The organism is Prevotella sp. Rep29 (genome assembly GCF_019551475.1).
In the GTDB taxonomy this organism is placed as follows: domain Bacteria; phylum Bacteroidota; class Bacteroidia; order Bacteroidales; family Bacteroidaceae; genus Prevotella.
In genome coordinates, this window is the sequence record NZ_CP047159.1 from 464,289 (window position 1) to 479,845 (window position 15,557).

Below are 15,557 nucleotides of genomic sequence, written 5' to 3' on the forward strand. Positions count from 1 at the left end.
ATTTGCACTTTTACATAATTATATTATTATCTTCCATAACCATGACGAATGACCTTGCGCGGACAACTGCGGGCTACGGCCTTGGCGATACGCATGGCACGCAGCAATTCATCGTCGTCGTCCTTCTTCTTGTGAGGCAGATCATTGTTACTTCCTCCGCAACTGCCTGACGAATACCCAGAGCCACCAGGGGTGCTCATCAGCTCAAAGAACACGAAGAGCGAAGTCTCAATCACTTCTTCGAGCACAAAGTCAAACTCATCTTCGAGAGCCTTGAAGGTGCTACTCATAGCATCCACAACATTCTCAGAAACGTCAAAGGTGAAGTGCTCAGCCTCCTTGCCATCCACCATGTTGCGGTCAAACTCAAAATGTTCCTTCTTTGTATCAGGACTTACAGGCTCACAAACAAAGTGATGACGTTCTGCATACTCGACCCTGGTCTTCTGCTCATTGGCTTTCCTCTTGGCCGTCTCAGCATCCATATCCTTGTGCAACTGCCTCCAAGTCGCCTCAATTCTACTGGCCGTCAGCTGCCGTCCAATCTCTGAGGCGTTATACTTTGAGTTGCCTCGCTTGATTCTATAGCCTACGACCTCGCCATTACTGTCCTTTTTGAGTTCGGCAGAATAGCCACGTTCCTTTATCTTCTGGAGAAATACACCCCAGTCGAAGCGGTTCATCTTCCTCAGAATGTCATAGAGGGCCTCCTTAATCTCAGCCTTATGTTCCTCGCTGATTTCTCGCGACTGCTTCCAGCCCATGCTCTGGTTGATGCTGTTTGCAGCCATCGTTGCTTTCAGCCCTATAAGATTGGTGTCATTGATCCTGCCATCGACAGTAAAGCGCGACACCATGAAGTGCAGATGTGGAATTCCGCTCTTGGCATCATGGTGCAGCATGGCCAACCACTTGCTATGGGCCAAGTCCATCCGCTTCGACGACACCTTTCCATCCTTATCTCTGAACTCAATCCTATCCATTTCCTCAATAAACCGATGGGCGAACCAGTTCCATTGCTCCTGCGACCAACCCTTAGACTCTTCTTTGGCGGGCGACACCTCCATTGCTATCAAGTTCCTGGTCACGGGCTTACCTTTAGCAATATAGTTCTCCCCGGCATACTTGAACTGCATCCAGATGTTGTCCAGGTCATCATCCGTCACGGCAGCGGTCATATCCCCCGCCATATTTTCACAGCAGACGAACTCTGCATCCCTTTTCAGCGTGGCATACGTCGTATAGGCGCTGCCGTGCGCCACGGCTCTTGCTCTTGCTATCATCGCTTAACCCCTTTCAATCCTTTTGTCAAGAAACTCAATCATCGGGAACAGTCTCTTCCACCACTGCTGAATCACGGGCATCGACCTGAGAAACTCCTTCCGTTCCTCACTCCCCATTTTGAGTCCCTTGATGTTGTTGATGAAGTTCACTATATCCTTACGGGCAGCAAACAACTCGTCCCGGAACAATGAGTCAGGCATCTTCGGTTTATAGTCCATCAACACCTGTCTGCAATACTCGCTGAAGTTCATCCGGCACTTCCTGGCATTACCAGCTATATACTTTTCTTCCTCGTCCGATAGTCTCAAAGCCCTCGGTTTCCTAACCGTCGAATTCTCCATTTCTGACTTGCGCGGTCTTCCCCTGCGCCTCATAATTCTCTTTTCGCTGGTGCTATCCTGCATAATTAAATACGATTAATGTTCAACATAAGAGGTGCGAGCCTGCGAGTACTCAGCCATCAACACTTGTCGCCAAGTGTTCAAGAGTTTTTCGTATCACGAAAAAACCTCTTGTTAACTTACGTCACGTTTTGGCACCTCAGACAATGCAAAGGTAGGGGAAATCATCCATACTGCCAAGAAAAAATAGTACTATTTCCCAGCCATGCGTAACTTTTATTTATCTGTATTTCAATGAGATTTCATTCAGTTAGATTAGGTTAATACCCGCAAGAAAACCGATGACAAGTTTTCAGATAATCCATATGGATTACAAACCTCTTATTCCATCTATGGTGAGGGCATACAAGAAACTTTCGAACGTGAGACGAAGGCATTAATAGTTAGATGCTTTTCTTTCGTTGGAGAGCGTGGTGATTGTCACTTACGACGAAGAGGGTACGGTTACGTTAGACAACGGTAAGCAAATTGAGGTAATTCCTGCCTGAAAGTGGCTGCTTGAATGAAGGAAATCGTGGAACAGGAAGAAGCCGTCCGCGGGTCTTTTTAGAAGGACTCTCGGACGACTTTATTTTAGTTAGTCATAGGGATTGAAGCAAAATCCATAGATGATTTCATTTAATTTATTAAATCAGATCAATTACTTCTACATGCAACAACAAGGATGTATTCATCCCCTTTGTTATAATTGTTTAGAGCATTGATTATATTCTCTATATTATCTTTGAAATTACCATTTGTTTTAACCTCATTTAGTTGTTTTTCACCATTTAATGAAGTAACTTCATAAAGCCCAAGTTTATGATTTCCCATCCATCCTGGCTTATTACCAGATCCAATTGAATAATTAACCATTTCGACTTCAGGCAAATACAATGACATAGGAACTTCTGTCGTAAAAATTCCATCCTTCTTAAGAAGAGAATACAGACATTTTTCTGCAGAGTCAAAAGCAAGGGGTTGATTATGTGGATTAAAAAAACAGATAGCACAATTTTTAGGAATAGTGATTTTTGTACTGTTAGAATCCCAACTTCCAAAGGTCTTCGTCCTTGATGGTGAAGGGCTGCGTGGCTTCCACAACAAACCTCTCTATTTTTCCGATGCGGCTTATCAACTGTTGCCAGATGCCGCTTTCAATGGTGATTATTTCCATCTTCAATTTCACTTTTTGTTGATTTCGGGTGCAAAAGTACGGCAATGGAAAAACTTCGATTGGCAAGTTGTTAACAAGTTGTCAATAACTTTTTTTTATTTTGTGCCAAAGACGCCGATTTCAAGTGTCTTTCGGTGCCAGTTGATGGATGCAAATGGCGATTCTGCTGCAATCCGGCTACCTTTGCAGCCGTTTAGAATCAAAGTATTGAAAAGTATGGATATAGTAGTATTGGAAAAGAGTGCATTTGAGCAGTTGCTGTCAGAAGTCCGGCAACTGACTCAACGGGTGGAAATGCTTTCCTGTAAGTGTCAGGACAAACGATTTCAGAAATGGCTCACGGGTGAGGATGTCTGTGAGATTCTGGAAATCAGTCAGCGGTCATTGCAGACCATGCGTAGCAAGCATAAAATCTGTTATGCTCAGTTGGGGCGTAAGTTCTACTATCGGCCTGAAGAGGTGGAACTGGTTGTCAAGCAATCAGGCAAGTACCATCATATATAATAATGTGTAGCGGAATGGAAGAAAGAATACTTACCGTTAATGACAATGTGATTGCAGAGACATTGGAGTCATTGCGAAAAGCCAACAGAAAAGCGAATGCCTTGATGGAATCGTATAAGCCAGTCCTTCATGGCGAACGGCTGATGACTGATGGTGAATTGGCAACGGCTCTCCGTGTCAGCCCAAGAGCCTTACGTGATTATCGCAACGAAGGAATCCTGCCCTATATCCGCATGAAAGGTAACATACTCTATCGTGAATCTGATGTCGAAAGAGTTCTGAGGCGCTGTATAAGAGGCAAAATGACGCTGCAATCGGGTTAAAAAGCGCAAAGTGTTAGGTTTTTCGGTGGAAATTGAGTACCTTTGCACACGAATTATGGCAAAGAGACTCTATACATATATAATAATAGTAGCGGCCATTGTGCTATCCATAACTGGATGTACAGATGGGAAACAGGGCATGGTACAGTCACGGCTGCCTCATGATACACTCTATACCGAGCAGAAAGCGATTGCGGTTTACGGCTACGATCCCGTGCGGGCATTACAGATTGTCGATTCGGCGGTTATAGTCGGAAACATGAGCTCTTGGCAAGCCGACAAGAACCGTGCGCGTATCTACAGCCTGACACGAGCGGGCGAAAGGCTCGACTCTCTGATGCATTGGACACCCGATGCACGGTTCGACACCGCCCGTATTATTGGCGAACAGCTCATCAGGCACGACTCCATAAAGAATAGTCTCGAAAGACAGCAAGATGTACTGGAGATATTGGCTTACGTGGCGCGTTGTCAGAAGGACACTACACTCTGGCTTCGGCGTTCACGCCAGCTGGTGGAAGTATGCCGCAGGCAGGGTGCCGAGACCGAGGCCCTTCGAGGCGAAGCGGAGATTGGAGCCGCGCTGTGCTATATGGGACAGGAGAGCGAGGGCATGGCGATGATGGATAGGGCAATCGGTGCACTCTCCGATGGGGAGCTGAAGTTCAACGAACTCGATGCCCTCGTCATTGCCCTGAAGCGCAAAGCCGGGGTAATGATTTCTAAGGGGCAGGCGGCAGAGGTGTTGCCACTGGCCCGGCGCATCGTCAACTTGCTCAACGATTACGAGCATCACCCCGACAAGTACCATGACGGCACCTACCGCGAACCACCAGCATCGAGGCGCGAGGAATATATCCGTTTCTACCGCTCACAGGGCGAGAACTTCATTGCTACTGCCTACGCCGCATTGGGACAGTCTGACGACATGTACGTCACTTTCGAGCGGTTGGAGAACATCGTGCGCGATGCCGAGACGCGCGAGCACCGCGCCCGCTACGATGCCCTTGAGCAGCAGTTAAAACGACAAGAGTCCGAGGCACACAGCCGTCAGATGACGATAGTCGCCATTGCTGCTGTCTGCTTACTGCTCTTTGCATTGCTGTTTGCCGCGTATGTATTCGCCAAGAACAGGATTATCAACATGAAGAACCGTGGCTTGGTTAAATTGATTGACGAAGCCATCAGATATAAGGAACGCTACGAGCAGATGCACCAGTCCATGCTGGCACACGTGGAAAGTGAAGGAGAGACGGTGCCGCATCCTGTTGATTTGAAAAGCTTTTCTGCGGATGCTCTATTCCAGTACCTCTATGATGACATCCGGGAGAAGCGGCTTTACCTCGACCCGAAGTTCGACCGGCAAGCGGTCTGCAGCCGCTATGGTCTTACTGCCGTACAGGTGGGCAATGCCTTTGCACAGGGCAGCGACTATGATTCTGTAGCTGATTTCGTGCGCGACTGCCGCTTGGAGTATGCCTGTCACCTTCTCACAACTACAGACATGAAGGTGGCCGACGCGGCCAGTGCCTCCGGTTTCAGCCGCGCCACCACTTTCAACCACGACTTCAAGGCTCGTTACAACCTTACCCCTTCCGAGTATCGCCGGAGATAACTTTCCGTACGGCGGCAGAACCTCATTTCTGATAGCCCTGATACCTCCTCTTGCCCCGCCTTTCGGCGGGTCTTTTGTTTTGCTTATGCGATTGCTGATTTGTTATGGGGTGGGATAAAGCCAGTTTTATTTTTGCTTATTTATTTCAACGGACTTGCTCATTCGTTTCTGCTATTGTGTGCGCAGGGGATTTACAGTAACTTTGCACCTATAAAGATACATGCGATATGGAGCAAATGATTATCATCAACGTCGTTATCGTGGCAGTTTTAGTGACGGCTGTCATCGCTTATCTGGCCCTACGGCGGCAGAATGATGCCGTGCAGTACGAGGTGAACCGGCTAACGCTTCGCCTCACGGAAATGGAAATGAAGATGGACGCCTTCCATGCCATCAATAACATTCCCGGCGGTGGTAGTGCTGCCGCTGATGCCCAGGGGCTGACAGCTGTGAGCAAGGAAGAAAAGACTGCCAACGCGGACTTGTCGGAGATGGACGACAAGGAACTTTTTGAACATATCAGTCGAGTCATCCGTGACGAAGAACTGTTCCGCTGGCCCGATTTCAACCGCGCAGCCGTGAAGGAGCGGTTCTCTCTCTCGGCTGCGCGCATCGGCGGTGCCTTTATGCGGGGCGGCGGCATGGGCCTGCCCGAGTTTGTGCGCAACTGCCGTCTGGACTACGCCTGCCGCCTGATGGTGGAACAGCCTGAGTTGTCGTTTACCGAGGTGGGCGAGGCTTCAGGCTATCAGCGCACCACTACGTTCTACCATGACTTCAAGGCACGCTTCGGCATGCCCCCGGCTGAGTACAGGGCACAGCAGTTAAAACAGGATGATGCAACTGCCATCCAGTCAGTACAGCCGCAGGGCGGAGAACCGAAGGAACAGCAGGAAATCACAGAATCAGAGAAGAATGACTGATGTACGGAAACAATAGTATTCTGGACCCTAATTTCATGCTGCTCTACGGCCTGACAATGATGCTTGCCTTAGAGACGGCAGTCTATCTGCTATGGCGGCGCGGCAATGTGACATTCCCGTATGCTGCGGCTTCCCCGTGGGGGGCAACAGTTGCATTCCTATGATGGTCGGTGCTCCCTGTGTGTTTGAGGTCAGCCCCGAGAAGTCTGTCCTGACATTCAATGTCGAGGGAGAGAGAAAGACATACTCCTTAGAAGGAGCAAGTGAGCAGTTATTCAAGAAGTAAATAATTTAAAAGTAAGAAAGATGATGAGAAAAATCATGCAATGGATGGTGGCTGCCACCCTGACAAGCAGCCTCTTTGTATGGACATCCTGTTCGAACGATGACAATGCGGTGATTCCGCAGCCCGGCCATGAAACGGAGTTCGGCGCACTGCTGAAAACACTGGACTGGGGCACGGACACATGCCTCGTCTATGGTCACAAGACACCCGATGTGGATGCCGTCACCTCGGCCTTGTCGTATGCCAGGCTGATGCGGCTGATGGGCTACAACTGCAAGGCCAAGGTGTCGAGCGGGATGAACCGCGAGACAGCCTATATCGCCCACGTGTTCGGCTTCGCGCTGCCCGAACTGAAGTCGAGCGTGTTGCCGCAGACACGGCTCATCCTGACCGACCACACCGACTATGCCCAGTGCGTGGAGGGTGCCCGCGAAGCCGTTGTCCTGCAGAAGATAGACCACCATGTGGAGGGCGACATTGCAGACAGCGGCATCCCCTTTGTGCGCCGCGAGATGGTTGGCTCCACCAACACCATCATCTACGAGATGTATAAGGAACAGGGCATCACCATCGACGACGAGACCGCCCGCATCATGCTGGCAGGCATCATCAGCGACACGCGCAACCTGTCGAAAACCACCACGCAGGCCATCGACTCCACGGCATTGCAAGCTCTGACCGCACAGTTGGCCATCAGCCCCGACTCCGTGGCTCGTCTGAACCGTGGCATGGAGGATGCAGCCACCGACTATACCGGCATGACCGATGCCGAGATTTTCCTCTCCGACTACAAGGAATACGAGATTGGCGGCCATCTGCTTGGCTTCGGCAGCCTCGTCTGCAAGCAGAGCCAGATGGAAGCCTTCATCGACCGCATGCTGGCAGTCATGCCCGAAGTGATGGGGCAGCGTGGGCGGCAGATGCTCGTTGCCAAGATTGACAACATGGTGGAGAACACGGGCGATGACCGTGCCGAACGGCCTTACGTGGAGAATGGCACCTATTTTATATATTATGGTGAAGGTGCCAAGCAGGTGGCCGAGGGCGTCTTCGGTCCGTCATTGCGTGAGGGTGTCTGCTATACATCCGAGAAACTCTCACGCAAGCAGATAGTGCCGCGCATCACAGAAGTGCTGACTGGTAATTAAGATTAGTAATGTTTCATCAAACACAACGACGATGAGAAAGTTACATGAATTAACATGGATGCTCGCCGCCACCCTCGTTTGCGGCGCAAGTGTATTCATATCGTGTTCGTCGGACAGCGACGACAACCCAGTAATTAACCCCGACGAGCCGCAGCAGCAACTGGCCGACTACACCATCATCTTCTACGGTCACGGCGGCAGCAACCTCGACGCTTTCCTGATGGATAACATCGCCCAGTTCTTCAAATCCGACGCCGACCACCGGCGCAACGTGAGCATCTGCGCACAATACAAGTTCTCGACCCTCGAGAACTTGCAGAACAGCTACAGGGACTTGAAAACCGAAATCGACCCCAACGACCCGGCCCAGGTGGCCTTAGTCGAAAGGATTAAAGACTTCTACCCCTATGGCGGGAAGACCAGCCGCTTCACCGTCGACCCCACAGTCGCCGAGACCGACATGATGGCCACCATCACCGCCCATTTCATTGGCCCCGACAATGCCGACATCTCGCGAACCGACTCGCTCACCCGCTTCATCGACTGGGCAGCGCGGGTGCGCCCCGCCCGCAGGTATATCCTCGTACTGTCCGACCACGGCGATGGCTATCTGCCCACCGAGGAAATCCCTGTCGCTGCTGCCGCCCCCAGCCAGACCCGCAGCGTCATCAAGGACGACGGCCACAACCGGGCCCACTTCACCGCCAAGAGCCTCACCGAGGCCATCCGGCAGGCCTCGGTGCACGTCAGCGCCGTCTATTGCGACGCCTGCCTGATGAACGCGGCAGAATATCAGTTCGAACTGGCCCCGGTGACCGACTACCTCGTGCTCTCCACCTTCCTCGTGCCTAGCGCGGGCGGCAACTACACTGAGCTGGTCGACGCCCTCTCGGACAACCCAGACGATCCCGAGCAGGCCCTGACGCGCTTCGCACGATTCTGCGTCGATGCCTGGGACAAGGATGCCGAAAAGGAAGACAAAGGCGAGGACGTGCCCCACTATCACGACATGAGCGTCTATCGCTCGGCCGAGGCCGACGCCTTCGGCGCTGAACTCAAGAAGTTCGTCGACCGTCTGGTCGACGTCTATCAGAACGGCACCGACTACGCCCGGACCCGCATCGACTCGATCACCGCCAACGCCTATCGCGTCGACAACGAGCAGCCCACCTACGACCTCATGAACTACATCATCGGCCTCACTGCCGCACTGCCCGACGACTTTGGGCCTTTGATTGAGGGTTTGGCAGACCAGGCCTACAACCACTACTTTGCCCTCCAGCAGTCGAGCAAGTGGCTCGAAGAGAACGGCCACACCGTCTCGCTCAGCGTGATGCTCGGCTGCCAGGGCCACTTCACCACCGTGGAGAATGGCCTGCACTTCCGTTATGATGCCGACGGATTAGTCTATCTGTTTGCCGACGGTCAGCCGACCAGCGACGGTCTGCCATGGGGCTCCACCCTCGATGACACCTACGGCCAGCTGCGCTTCGACCGGCTCACCGGCTGGAGCCGATGGCTGAAACTGAATAGACAGGAACCCAACACAAAATGTTACACCGAATATTACGAATATTAATGAACGGCTGCGATGACGTCAGCAGCAAGTGACGTAGAACCATTTAGGAATTTATATCAAATAAAGCATTATGAAAAGAATCATGCAATGGGTGCTCGCCGCCACCCTCATCTGCGGCACAAGCGTATTCAACTCGTGTTCGTCGGACAACGACGACAACCCTTCTCCTGAATCAGGAGCGAACAGCGAACTTGTTGGCCAATGGTATTCCGACGTGTCGGGGGCTACTTATGCCGCCTGGACATACGGCAAGGCTTGGCAGCAGACGGAACTGAAGGACGACGGCACAGGAACCACCAGCATCTATTACCTTAACAACGACGACGCCGTGGGCCGTGAGCGCTATTCGTTCACCTATACAGCCACGGACGGCGTGCTGACGATGGACATCGCGGAGAGGAACACCAAGACCACTGCCAGATATACCGTGAGTGACGGCAAGCTGACGATGATGGAGGGTGACCACCAATTGGCCATGCAGAAGATGGACGACGCGAAGGCTAAGGACTTTGATGCGTGGAGCCGCAAGGACAACCTGGTCAATGTGCCGCAGCCCGCCCGCTACACCGTCTTAGTCTATGGCAATGCGGGAGGCACCATGGACGCAATTATTGAGTACGGCTTCTGGGAGAAGATACAGCCGCTGCTCAAGGACCACAACAACGTCCGCGTGGTCTGCTTCTACAAATATGGCAAGAAACCGACTGATGAGAAAAATTCCTATCCAGGTAAGTATGCCGACCCGGGCGACATCGTGTGGTTCGATCTGAACGACACGACCAACCTGGAGAATATTCGTAACGGAGGACTTCAGGCATATGGGTATGAAAAGGAGGCCAAGGCCATGAAACTGTGCGACCCCAAGACCGTCAGCGCGTTCATCCAGATCAGCAGTCTGGTGTGTCCTGCCGAGCAGTATGTGTTCAGCATCTGGGGGCATGGCAACGGACTGGCCCCAATGAACGATGTCCCTGGCAAATACGAAGACCCCGCCGCTGCATCTGCCACCCGAGGGGTCATTGCCGATGAGTGGAATGAGAGTGAGGAACTTGATATGTATGAGCTGAGTGCCGCCATCCGTTCCGCAGGCCTGAACCGGCTGAACACGATTTTCTTCCACAACTGCCTGATGGGCAACATGGAGACGCTGACCGAACTGCGCGGCCTGTCTGACTACATCGTGGCGTCGGCACACATACTCTCAAGTGGAGGCGAACTGCTCACGGAATACGTCCGCGGACTGCTGGAGAAGGGGAATACCGAGGATGCCGTTGCACAGATGTTTGAGCGAGTAAACCCTGTGTGGGAAAATTCATATCATGAGTCTGAAGAGCAGGAAAATGGGCAAATAGTGGAGTCCTGGAAAAATGGCGACTACAAACTCATCCGCACCGCCAAGCTCGATGCCATCATCGATGCCGCCAAGCGCCTCGCCGACAGACTCGTCGCTCTCTACCCCACGCAGAAAGAGGCCATCGACAGAGCCACCAAGGAGGTGTATCGGTTCAACACCTTGATTAATAATAAACAGTCCCCCGATGAGAGTATCGGAAACTCCTACGTGACTCCCTTTTTCGATTTGGCTGACTATGCCCATTTGTTGACAAAGGAGACTGGCGACGCAGAAATGGCTGCCATCTCCAGTGATTTGGACAAAGCCTTCAGCGAGGCCTTCGTACATTATGCCGACGTCAGCACGAACGAACAGCATCTGGACCACTACACGCTGAGCGTCTGCCTGACCAACAACGATATCTACACGACAAATTTCATCGGATTTTATCCTAATGCCCTGTGCAATTACGACCAAGGCTACGAGCAGACCACATTCCACAAACTGACGGGATGGGGCAACTGGCTGCGCACCAACCAGCAACTGCTTTGGGGCAATCCCACAAGCGACGGCGGTGGTCCGCTCAAGTGAATAAAGAACAAGTATTAAATTCTCAAAAATATGAATCAAAGGAAACTGTGGGTGCTCGCCGCCATCCTGACATGCGGCCTGATGAGCGCAAACGCCCTCGTGATGACCCACGCCTACTCCAACGCCATCATCGACAAGGTGGAGGAAGCCCTGAAGAACGGTATCGTTGGCAACGATGATGAGGACTGGTGATATGAGGATGAATCTGAGAGAGCGGTATCGGTGTTTCAAAGCGTGGCAGGAGCACCCGTTTGACTACGCGAACCACAGCGAGCACACCACCAGATGTGCCAACTGCGGTACGGAGTTCCGTGACAACTTCTGTTCCCGCTGCGGCCAGAAAGCCGGGGTGGGGCCTATAGGGTGGAACACGGTGCGGCAGGGCATCATGATACTCTGGGGCATGGACAACCGCTCGCTCAGTTTCACGCTGGTTCAACTGGCATTGCGGCCCGGCTACCTGATACACGACTATATCAGCGGCAAGCGGCAGGTGGCGTTCCCACCCGTGAAGATGCTGTTCATCGTAGCCCTCGCCAACGCGCTGGCCACCCGACTGCACGAGAAACTCTATGGCAGCGTAGCAGAGGCACAGACCTTTGAGGGGGAGTTGGCCTTCCTGAACCAGTTTATGACCTGGGCGAAGGACAATACGGCCTGGAGCACGCTGCTCTACATGGCAGTATTTATCCTCCCCACGTGGATGTTCTTCCGCCGTGCCCCCCGCTACCCCCGGCACAACCTGCCCGAAGGGTTCTTCATTCAGGTGTTCATGGCCAGCCTCAACCTGCTGATAGACACGGTTGCCCAGTTGACGGTCATACGGGCCAGCGTCCTGTTACCCATCTATTTCATCGTGACCTACAGGCAACTCTTCGGCTACGGGTGGTGGGGCACCATCTGGCGGCTTCTCTTCTGTGCCGCTATCGGTTTCGGGCTAATCATCATAGCTGCTATGGCCTCGGTGGTCTGGTTCAATGCAGAGGAGATTTTCAGTTCTTAACAATCATGTCTCACCTTTCAAAGTCCAGTATCAGTTATGACATTCTATTCTAAACACCATTCCCTGTCTATCCCGAAAGGTTCGAACAGAACCCGCCGGAAGGCTTTGCTCGCGGTATGTATGCTGCTGTGCATACAGCCGGCGGCCACTGCCCAGGAAACCGCCGACAGCGTGGAAGCGGACGGGAAGATGCCAGGGGTCATCAAGCAGGTGCTCGACAGGCTTAACCGCCCCCCACGCTACCTCGACGACCGCTATGTGCGAAAGCCGCCGACCAAGTTCATTGTCACCCTGAGGGGCAGAGTGCAGCAGACCGGTGTGCGCATCAACGACTATTCGGAGTTGGATACCGACTGGGGGCTTGCCAACAGCACACAGACCGACTTGCGTATGCAAGAGCGCCTCCATTACAAGATAGGAGGCTATATCACCTATTCAGGCATCCGTGCCGGACTGAGCATGAGCGTAGGGCGCAAGAGTGCCGAGAAGAGCACCTCCTTGTACCTCGGCTGCATCAACTCATACTACGGGCTTACAGCCCAATATAACAATATCAAGGAGAAGGTGTCATCTGACGTACATTCCACAGTGGACTATCATGGTGAGAACTACGAAAACGACTCCATGGAGGGCGACACTTACATGGAGTCGGACTATCCTGCCGACATGCGCGAGATACAATTCGACGGCTACTATGCCTTCAACCGCCGCCGCTTCGCCTATACCGCTGTATATGGCGGCAGTGTCGTGCAGCGACGTTCTGCCGGCTCGTGGATGCTGGGAATGAAGTACCTCTATGGGCGGGTGAAGTTCGACTCCAGGGAATCCAGTTTCCTCACCCACGTCGGCGGCATCACACGGTTTACCACCCAACAGTTGTCCGTAGGCGGAGGCTACAGTTACAACCTCGTACTCCTGAACCGTGACGAAAACGGTCCACTCCTGCACGGTCTTCGCAACCTCACTTTCAACGCCACCTTCATGCCGATGGTCACCATGTTCAATCCGCTCACCATCTATTACGACAAAAACCTCGTGGAATGGTTCGGCTATGAGACCGACCACCGCACACGCAAGTCACATCCGGAACTCAACTACACTGCCACGACGGGCATGGCGCTGAGCATCGACCGCTTCAGTTTCGTCGTCAAAGTCCACTACGACAACTTCCGCTTCAACACAGGCTTACAGGATGAGAACCTGAACAAACTGGGCGATGAGTATGCCATGCAGAAAAACCGCATGAAAGGGCGCTTCTTCAACTGGGGCGTGAGGGCAGATTTTCAAATGAAGTTTTAACCAATGTAATAAAAAAGAAGTATGAAAAAAATCATGCAATGGGTACTCGCCGCCATCCTCATCAGCGGCGCAAGTGTATTCACATCGTGTGTTGACAATTCAACAGACAACCCGGTAGTGCCAGAGCCTGGAGTGCCCGCCGTGCCAGACCACTTCATCAACGAGGCATTGATGGACAAGACCGTCAAGCCCGGCGACGACTTCTACATGTATGCCCTGGGCACCTGGTTCAATTCACATAAAGAGGGCGACCTGGGTTACATGAAGTCTTACAATGCAATAAACACCAAAGAGGTTGAAAAGAGCCTGTTTGCCTCCGACAACCCCCTGGCCCAGCACCTCGTGCGGAATATTGAGGCTCCTGCGCCATCATTGAATGAAGACGTGAAGGCCATACTCGACTATCTGGACATCCAGAAGCCGACGGGAATCGGCATGCTGCTGACCGAAATCGGCAAACTGCAGGACAAGGGGCTGAATCCCATATTCTCGAAAAGAGTGGATTTGCATATGCAATCCCACTCCTGCCAGGAAATAGTGAGCAGAGGCATCCAGACACAATTGGTAGAAGCTTTGCTGGGAACTAAAATGACAGACTTGCTGAAATCATCGTACATCAAGAGCATACTGACGACCATCGACAACGTGGCAGACCCGGAGCGCACGAAGGCGGCAGGCTATGAGACGGAACTCGAGGAGCGCGTCAGCGCGATTCTCGCCGAGGAGCAATTGATTTATGCGACAGCCCATGGTGGCGGCGATACCTCCGACTCAGACCGTCAGAGCTTGTGGAACGTGCGCGACATACCTGACTACACCGAGGCCGGCAGCATCGCGCGGGGCCGTGCCACACGTGCCGGGGGCGGCGTCGAAGACGAAGTCACCCGGGAGACGCTGTGGGAAGCATTCCATCCGATGGCTGGTGCAATCTTCGACGAATCCCCCGCCTTCAAGAAATACATGGAACAGAAAGGCGGCATCACGACCGTGCTGAAGACGATGGACAACTGCTACGACTACCTGAGATACTATGCCGTTATGAGCGTATTCAGCTACATGAAGGCTACTTATGCCGGTAAAAGCGAAGGAGCCGTCAAGAGTGAAATCGTAGCGGAATTGAAACGGACAAGCCCCTTCCTGATGAACAAGTTGAGTGCGGACGTACTACGGAAGATGGGGCAAGCCGGGGCAGACCGCTGCCTGACGATGCTGGAGAAAATGCGCACCGTGTTCCGACAGCGCATCGAAACGCTCGACTGGCTGAGCGACGCCACGCGCCAGGAGGCACTGAAGAAACTGGAGGCCATGCAGTTCTTTGTCGGCATGCCCGACAACCTTAGCGAAGGCGAGTTCACCCTCGACGAGGGGAACACGCTGGTCGAGGACGCCCTGTCCATCATGGCGCAGAATGAAGCCATCAAGCATAACATGTGCGGAAAAGTTGAGCAGCATGTCCGCGCCATCATCGACTATGAAACCGATTATAGCGCACAGAACGCCTTTTATGCTCCCGATATGAACTGTCTGATCATCTTGCCGCAATTCTTATGTGAAGGTATGTTCCCTGCCGATGATGAATACACCCAGTACGTTGTCGCTACAGTCTTCGCCCACGAGATGACCCACGGCTTCGATGACAATGGGGCAAAGTATGACAAACAGGGATACCTGACAGACTGGTGGTCATCAGAATCCAAAGCGAAGTTCGAAGCCAAGCAGCAGGAGATGATTGCGCTCTACAACCGTATGGAGGCCTACCCCGGACAGCCGGCCGATGGCAAAAAGACGCTGGGGGAGAACATGGCCGACTACGGCGGCATGACGCTGGCCTACTCACTCTTCAAGCAGAAGAAAATAGATGAGGGGCTGCAGGGGGCTGCCCTCGACTATGCCTGCCAGGAGTTCTTCCTGCACTATGCAAAACTGTGGCTGGATTATCCTACCCTTGACCTAAAGAAGTCGTTGTACCTGACTGACGTCCATTCAATCCCCCAAAACCGCGTCAATGTCATCGTGACACTCTTCGACGACTGGTACAGACTCTTCAACGTGACTGACGGGAAACTCTATCTCGCACCAGAGAAGCGCGTGCAGATCTGGTGATATATATCA

The 15,557-nt window shown here is 52.5% G+C and carries 15 protein-coding genes; 11 read left to right on the forward strand and 4 right to left on the reverse strand.

The window, feature by feature from the left end; translation table 11 throughout:
• Window positions 1-26: 26 nt before the first annotated feature.
• From GRF55_RS01920 to GRF55_RS01935, 4 genes are all read right to left on the reverse strand, one after another.
• Entirely contained in the window at window positions 27-1,283 is a 1,257-nt protein-coding gene (locus tag GRF55_RS01920) for a hypothetical protein (protein WP_220368881.1), read from the reverse strand.
• Window positions 1,284-1,286: 3 nt separating this feature from the next.
• Complete coding sequence (locus tag GRF55_RS01925; protein ID WP_220368882.1) at window positions 1,287-1,658, reverse strand: hypothetical protein; 372 nt, start codon at window positions 1,656-1,658, stop codon at window positions 1,287-1,289.
• A 663-nt stretch (window positions 1,659-2,321) separates the two neighbouring features.
• Window positions 2,322-2,771, reverse strand: a complete 450-nt coding sequence (locus GRF55_RS11800; protein WP_370626737.1) for a putative adhesin — start codon at window positions 2,769-2,771, stop codon at window positions 2,322-2,324.
• The gene (locus GRF55_RS01935; protein ID WP_370626738.1) at window positions 2,707-2,853 is read right to left on the reverse strand and encodes a hypothetical protein; all 147 of its coding nucleotides are present in this window, start codon (window positions 2,851-2,853) and stop codon (window positions 2,707-2,709) included. Before GRF55_RS01935 ends, GRF55_RS11800 begins: the two co-directional genes overlap by 65 nt.
• A gap of 204 nt (window positions 2,854-3,057) precedes the next feature.
• Between GRF55_RS01935 and GRF55_RS01940 the strand changes: the two genes are divergently transcribed.
• From GRF55_RS01940 to GRF55_RS01990, 11 genes are all read left to right on the forward strand, one after another.
• Entirely contained in the window at window positions 3,058-3,345 is a 288-nt protein-coding gene (locus GRF55_RS01940; protein WP_220368885.1) for a helix-turn-helix domain-containing protein, read from the forward strand.
• Window positions 3,346-3,359: 14 nt separating this feature from the next.
• A complete protein-coding gene (locus tag GRF55_RS01945; RefSeq protein ID WP_255563815.1) occupies window positions 3,360-3,668 on the forward strand; it encodes a helix-turn-helix domain-containing protein in 309 nt (102 codons plus the stop codon).
• Window positions 3,669-3,807: 139 nt separating this feature from the next.
• Window positions 3,808-5,283, forward strand: coding sequence for a helix-turn-helix domain-containing protein (locus tag GRF55_RS01950; RefSeq protein ID WP_220368887.1), 1,476 nt, complete (start codon window positions 3,808-3,810; stop codon window positions 5,281-5,283).
• 227 nt (window positions 5,284-5,510) lie between these two features.
• A complete protein-coding gene (locus GRF55_RS01955; RefSeq protein ID WP_220368888.1) occupies window positions 5,511-6,206 on the forward strand; it encodes a helix-turn-helix domain-containing protein in 696 nt (231 codons plus the stop codon).
• Between the two features lie 306 nt (window positions 6,207-6,512).
• Complete coding sequence (locus GRF55_RS01960) at window positions 6,513-7,640, forward strand: DHH family phosphoesterase (RefSeq protein WP_255563816.1); 1,128 nt, start codon at window positions 6,513-6,515, stop codon at window positions 7,638-7,640.
• Between the two features lie 31 nt (window positions 7,641-7,671).
• A complete protein-coding gene (locus tag GRF55_RS01965) occupies window positions 7,672-9,219 on the forward strand; it encodes a clostripain-related cysteine peptidase (RefSeq protein ID WP_220368889.1) in 1,548 nt (515 codons plus the stop codon).
• A gap of 70 nt (window positions 9,220-9,289) precedes the next feature.
• A complete protein-coding gene (locus GRF55_RS01970) occupies window positions 9,290-11,143 on the forward strand; it encodes a clostripain-related cysteine peptidase (protein ID WP_220368890.1) in 1,854 nt (617 codons plus the stop codon).
• Window positions 11,144-11,173: 30 nt separating this feature from the next.
• Window positions 11,174-11,335 (forward strand): hypothetical protein, encoded by a 162-nt coding sequence (locus tag GRF55_RS01975; protein ID WP_220368891.1) that lies wholly within the window; start codon window positions 11,174-11,176, stop codon window positions 11,333-11,335.
• Window position 11,336: 1 nt separating this feature from the next.
• The gene (locus GRF55_RS01980; protein ID WP_220368892.1) at window positions 11,337-12,146 is read left to right on the forward strand and encodes a DUF3667 domain-containing protein; all 810 of its coding nucleotides are present in this window, start codon (window positions 11,337-11,339) and stop codon (window positions 12,144-12,146) included.
• Window positions 12,147-12,182: 36 nt separating this feature from the next.
• Window positions 12,183-13,445: a DUF4421 family protein gene (locus GRF55_RS01985; protein ID WP_220368893.1), complete on the forward strand. Its 1,263-nt coding sequence runs from the start codon at window positions 12,183-12,185 to the stop codon at window positions 13,443-13,445.
• Window positions 13,446-13,466: 21 nt separating this feature from the next.
• Window positions 13,467-15,548, forward strand: a complete 2,082-nt coding sequence (locus GRF55_RS01990) for a M13 family metallopeptidase (RefSeq protein WP_220368894.1) — start codon at window positions 13,467-13,469, stop codon at window positions 15,546-15,548.
• Window positions 15,549-15,557: the final 9 nt, after the last annotated feature.

What these genes read in the sequence shown, in the direction of transcription:
- GRF55_RS01965 (WP_220368889.1), top strand. Translation starts at nt 7,672, where the DNA reads ATGAGAAAGTTACATGAATTAACATGGATGCTCGCCGCCACCCTCGTT.
- GRF55_RS01945 (WP_255563815.1), top strand. Translation starts at nt 3,360, where the DNA reads ATGGAAGAAAGAATACTTACCGTTAATGACAATGTGATTGCAGAGACA.
- GRF55_RS01975 (WP_220368891.1), top strand. Translation starts at nt 11,174, where the DNA reads ATGAATCAAAGGAAACTGTGGGTGCTCGCCGCCATCCTGACATGCGGC.
- GRF55_RS01990 (WP_220368894.1), top strand. Translation starts at nt 13,467, where the DNA reads ATGAAAAAAATCATGCAATGGGTACTCGCCGCCATCCTCATCAGCGGC.
- GRF55_RS01985 (WP_220368893.1), top strand. Translation starts at nt 12,183, where the DNA reads ATGACATTCTATTCTAAACACCATTCCCTGTCTATCCCGAAAGGTTCG.
- GRF55_RS01940 (WP_220368885.1), top strand. Translation starts at nt 3,058, where the DNA reads ATGGATATAGTAGTATTGGAAAAGAGTGCATTTGAGCAGTTGCTGTCA.
- GRF55_RS01955 (WP_220368888.1), top strand. Translation starts at nt 5,511, where the DNA reads ATGGAGCAAATGATTATCATCAACGTCGTTATCGTGGCAGTTTTAGTG.
- GRF55_RS01980 (WP_220368892.1), top strand. Translation starts at nt 11,337, where the DNA reads ATGAGGATGAATCTGAGAGAGCGGTATCGGTGTTTCAAAGCGTGGCAG.
- GRF55_RS01925 (WP_220368882.1), bottom strand. Translation starts at nt 1,658, where the DNA reads ATGAGGCGCAGGGGAAGACCGCGCAAGTCAGAAATGGAGAATTCGACG.
- GRF55_RS01960 (WP_255563816.1), top strand. Translation starts at nt 6,513, where the DNA reads ATGATGAGAAAAATCATGCAATGGATGGTGGCTGCCACCCTGACAAGC.
- GRF55_RS01920 (WP_220368881.1), bottom strand. Translation starts at nt 1,283, where the DNA reads ATGATAGCAAGAGCAAGAGCCGTGGCGCACGGCAGCGCCTATACGACG.
- GRF55_RS01950 (WP_220368887.1), top strand. Translation starts at nt 3,808, where the DNA reads ATGGTACAGTCACGGCTGCCTCATGATACACTCTATACCGAGCAGAAA.
- GRF55_RS01970 (WP_220368890.1), top strand. Translation starts at nt 9,290, where the DNA reads ATGAAAAGAATCATGCAATGGGTGCTCGCCGCCACCCTCATCTGCGGC.